Origin of the sequence: Frankia sp. AgKG'84/4 (assembly GCF_023242965.2) — a bacterium.
Lineage (GTDB): Bacteria > Actinomycetota > Actinomycetes > Frankiales > Frankiaceae > Frankia.
In genome coordinates this window covers 1-3,749 of the sequence record NZ_JALKFU020000533.1, presented here as the reverse complement: position 1 = coordinate 3,749, position 3,749 = coordinate 1, and the positions used below count along the sequence as shown (strand labels likewise).

Sequence of the window (3,749 nt, the reverse complement as noted above, 5' to 3'; positions counted from 1 at the left end):
GGCCCGGCGTCCGCCGGTGTCGAGGTCAGGCCGGCATCCCGTGCACCCCCGGGCCGCTGTCCAGGGCCGGGGCCTCGTCCGCGGGTCCGGGGCCGCGGACGGGCGCGGTGTCGAGAATCAGCCGGGGGCGGATCCGGCGATCGAGGAAGTCCAGGATGCGCCCGTCGAACGACGCGTTGTCGTCGCCGGCCACCATGTGGTGCGCCCCGGCCACGTCGCAGTAGTCGGCGTGCGGGACGAGGGCGAGGAACCGCCGGGCGTCCTCCTCGCTGACGACGTCCGACCGGCTGCCGCGGACCAGCATCGTCGGGATCCGCAGGCTCGCCGCCGCGGCGGCGGTGAGGTCGGTCGGCATGCTGGTCACCCGCTCGGGGTCCGGCTCGTCGGGCGGGAACAGGAAGACGGGATCCCAGTGCCAGAACCAGCGGCCGTCCACGAGGCGCAGGTTGCGGTGCAGCCCGCTGGTGTCGCGCGGGCGCTGCCGGTGCGGCAGGTAGGCGGCGACCGCGTCGGCGGCCTCCGCCGGGGAGGCGAAGCCCTCCGGCGCCGAGCGCATGAAGCCGGCGATCCGCGCGGTGCCCTCGTTCTGCAGGAACGGGGACACGTCGACGAGGACGAGCCCGCGGGCCAGGTCCGGTTCACGGCCGAGGGCGATGAGCGCGGCGAGCCCGCCGAGGGAGGCCCCGACGAACACCGGCGGCTGGCTCAGGGCGGCGCGCAGGGCGAGGAGGTCCGCGCCGAAACGCTCGAAGGTGTAGTCGCCGTCGGGTGCCCAGCCGGAGTCGCCGTGGCCGCGCAGGTCGACCGCCAGGGCGTACCAGCCGTGGTCGCCGAGCCGGCGGGCCGTGCGGCGCCACGAGTGGCGCGTCTGCCCGCCGCCGGGTAGCAGCACCACGGGGGGATCGGCCGGATCCCCGTAGGCGTCCGCGGCGAGTTCCAGGCCGTCGCCCGGCAGGAGCAGTGAGGGCGTCAGAGCCGGCCGATCCTGCTGTTCACTCTCGTGTTCGGTAACCACGAAGGCCAGTATCAGCACACTGAATATCGAGGTGCACGTCGTGCGGGCCCGGAATCAGTCCCTGACTCCGGGCCGGCCTCGCGGCTGTGCGTTCAGGCGCTCTAGGCGTTCGTGGACTCGGCGGGCTTGCGCTCCGGGCGCCACGCGGTGGCCAGCAGCAGGGCGGAGCCGCCGACGCCGAGCACGAGCGCGATGATGGCGCCGACCCAGCCGTCGAGCTCGATGCCGATCGCGTGATCCAGCGAGGCCCTGCCCGGGCCGAGGATGGCGATGGCCGCGCAGACGACCGAGATCATCAGCACGTATTCGTAGCCCTGGCCGGGCTTGAAGATGAAGAACCCGTTGGTGCGGTGCGCCGTGATGCCGGCGACGACCATCGTGCCGATGATCGCGCCCGCGGCGAACGGGGTGAGGAAGCCGACGACCAGCCCGGCTCCGGCGGCGAGCTCGACCAGCCCGGACATCCAGGCGTGCACGAGCGGCGGCCGCAGGCCCATGCTGCCGAACCAGCCCGCCGTCCCCTTGATCCCACCAGGCCCGAACACGTGGTTGTAGCCGTGCGCGATCAGTGTGAGTCCCACAATGACCCGGAGCACCAGGGCCGCGGTGTCAGGCGATGTCACGTGTCCTCCTCGAACCGGGCTACTTCGCGGGGCGACGGCGGCCGGCGCGCCGGTGTCGCAGCGCCGACAGTAGCGGGTTGTCAGAGTTGACACGCTAATTGCAATTAGTTTGATCTTTTGTTGATCTTCGAATGTGCCCGAAGACCCTGGCGGACCGAGGTTGATCGAGTCCGGGGATGTCCGCCGTCGGGCTCACCGCGGCCGGGCGGCCCGCCGTCGGCGGGCCGGGCGGCCTCGCGTCCGTGGAGCGGGGACGAGGCGGTGACGCCGACCGTGCCGACCGCGAGAACGGCAAGCCCGACGACTGGGTCGCCGACCGTGGGCAGGCCCGCAGGCGGTGGGCTCGCCTAGCGCTGGGCGTCCTGGTCGACGATCCGCGTCAGCATGGACAGCAGGGTGCCCTGTTCCTCCTTGGACAGCGGCGCCAGCAGTTTGTCGTTCATCTGTTCGATGCGGTCCGCCACCTGGCCGTGGGTGGACTCGCCGCGCTTGGTCAGCCGCAGAACGTTGCGCCTGCCGTCGCGCGGATCCCGCACGCGGCGGATGAGACCCCGTTGGACGAGTCTCGCGACCACGTCGGCGACGGTGGACCGGTCGAGCGACGCCCGTTCACCGAGCGTGCGCTGATCGATGTCGGGATCCGCCAGGAGGCTGTTGAGAACGACGAACTGCGGAGGCGTCGTCTCGGTGGAGACCGTGGTCGTCCACAGCTGGTAGGTCACCTGCTGCAGCCGCCGGGCGAGCTGGCCCGGATGGCTGGACATGTCCACGACACCGCTGGTGGCGGGCGGCTCGGCCGGCGGCGAAGGCAGGGCTGCCGGCTCGGTTGCGCGTTGCCCGGGTAGGCGCTCGCCGGAATGTTCCAGCGCGCTGGTGTCATCACCGACACCCCGGGGCAACTGGTCGGATCGTGTGCGCGCGTTCAGGGTTCGCTTCCAATCCGGTGTCGAAGTAGGCGGCCGACGAGTTCGCCGCAAAGGTCATCATCGCTCATGCCGACGCTCGTTGTCGCCAGGCTGTCAGAATCACGTGGTGGCTCGGCGTCTGTGCCGTTACTCGGCCGGCATGTAGTGAAATTATAACTAGGGATTACCGGACATCCAGGTACGTGCGTAGTACGCTCATCACCGCTTCGGGGTAGCCATTCGGGGATGTCACGCTCGTGACAGGGAGGCAGGTGGGACAACCTCCAGGTGGCGGGTGCATCACGGGCACTGTGTGGGTAGTGGCTCCCGTATGGAGGATGCGCCCAGAGGTCTGCGGGAGAGTCTGAAACGTGTCGCGGTGACCCTGAAGGAGGCGGACATCCCGTTCGCCCTCGGGGGAAGCTACGCATGTTGGGCCCGAGGCGGCCCCGAGCCTGTTCACGACGTGGATTTCATGCTGCGGGAGGAAGATGTCGCCCGCGCGGTCTCCGTGCTCGACGCCGCCGGGCTGCGCCCGGTGGATCCGCCGGAGGACTGGCTCACCAAGGTGTTCGACGGCGAGGTGCTCGTCGACCTGATCCATCATCCGGTCGGCCGCGCCGTCACCGGCGAGATGCTGGAACGCTCCAGCGAGATGTCGGTCGACTCGGTGCGGATGCCCGTCCTGGACGCGACGGACTGGTTCGAGATGACCCTGCTGGCCCTGGAGGAACGGTACTGCGATCTGGCCCGCGTACTGCCGATGATCCGGGCGATGCGGGAACAGGTCGACTGGGACCAGGTCCGCCGCGCCACGGCCGCCTCGCCCTTTGCCGAAGCCGCTCTGCTGGTCGCCACAAGGCTCAGCCTCATTCCTCCCGGAGACGCACTCTCGTCAACGCGACCCGGCGAGAATGGAGCGAATCGAGCGGCAGTGCGAATCGCGGAGCCGGGCGCCGGAGCCTCCCCTCATTCCCCTGTCCCGGCCAGTCCGCCGGGCACGGCCGAGCCGGCCGTCGTGGCCGGGAAGGCGTCCCCGGCCAGGGACACGGGTGCACCGGGGATCGACATCGGGTCCGGTGCGGAAACCTCCGCCTCAGACCACTCGCCGGCCGACCACCCGCCGATCGGGCAGCCGGTGGCCGGGTCCGCCCGGCCTCGGCCACCCGCCGGCGAGCGGCCCAGACCAGGGCCGCCGGTCCGCTC

Annotated in this window: 4 protein-coding genes; 1 reads left to right on the top strand and 3 read right to left on the bottom strand. The window is 71.0% G+C overall.

Features of this window, described 5'->3' with window-relative positions:
• Positions 1–25 precede the first annotated feature (25 nt).
• From MXD58_RS22660 to MXD58_RS22650, 3 genes are all read right to left on the bottom strand, one after another.
• Positions 26–1,033, bottom strand: a complete 1,008-nt coding sequence (locus tag MXD58_RS22660; RefSeq protein ID WP_250609881.1) for an alpha/beta fold hydrolase — start codon at positions 1,031–1,033, stop codon at positions 26–28.
• 83 nt (positions 1,034–1,116) lie between these two features.
• Positions 1,117–1,638, bottom strand: a complete 522-nt coding sequence (locus MXD58_RS22655) for a DoxX family protein (protein ID WP_248841079.1) — start codon at positions 1,636–1,638, stop codon at positions 1,117–1,119.
• Positions 1,639–1,985: 347 nt separating this feature from the next.
• Entirely contained in the window at positions 1,986–2,537 is a 552-nt protein-coding gene (locus MXD58_RS22650; protein ID WP_374616516.1) for a MarR family winged helix-turn-helix transcriptional regulator, read from the bottom strand.
• A gap of 385 nt (positions 2,538–2,922) precedes the next feature.
• Between MXD58_RS22650 and MXD58_RS22645 the strand changes: the two genes are divergently transcribed.
• The coding region (locus MXD58_RS22645; RefSeq protein ID WP_250609880.1) for a phospholipid-binding protein at positions 2,923–3,749 on the top strand (827 nt) is incomplete at its 3' end.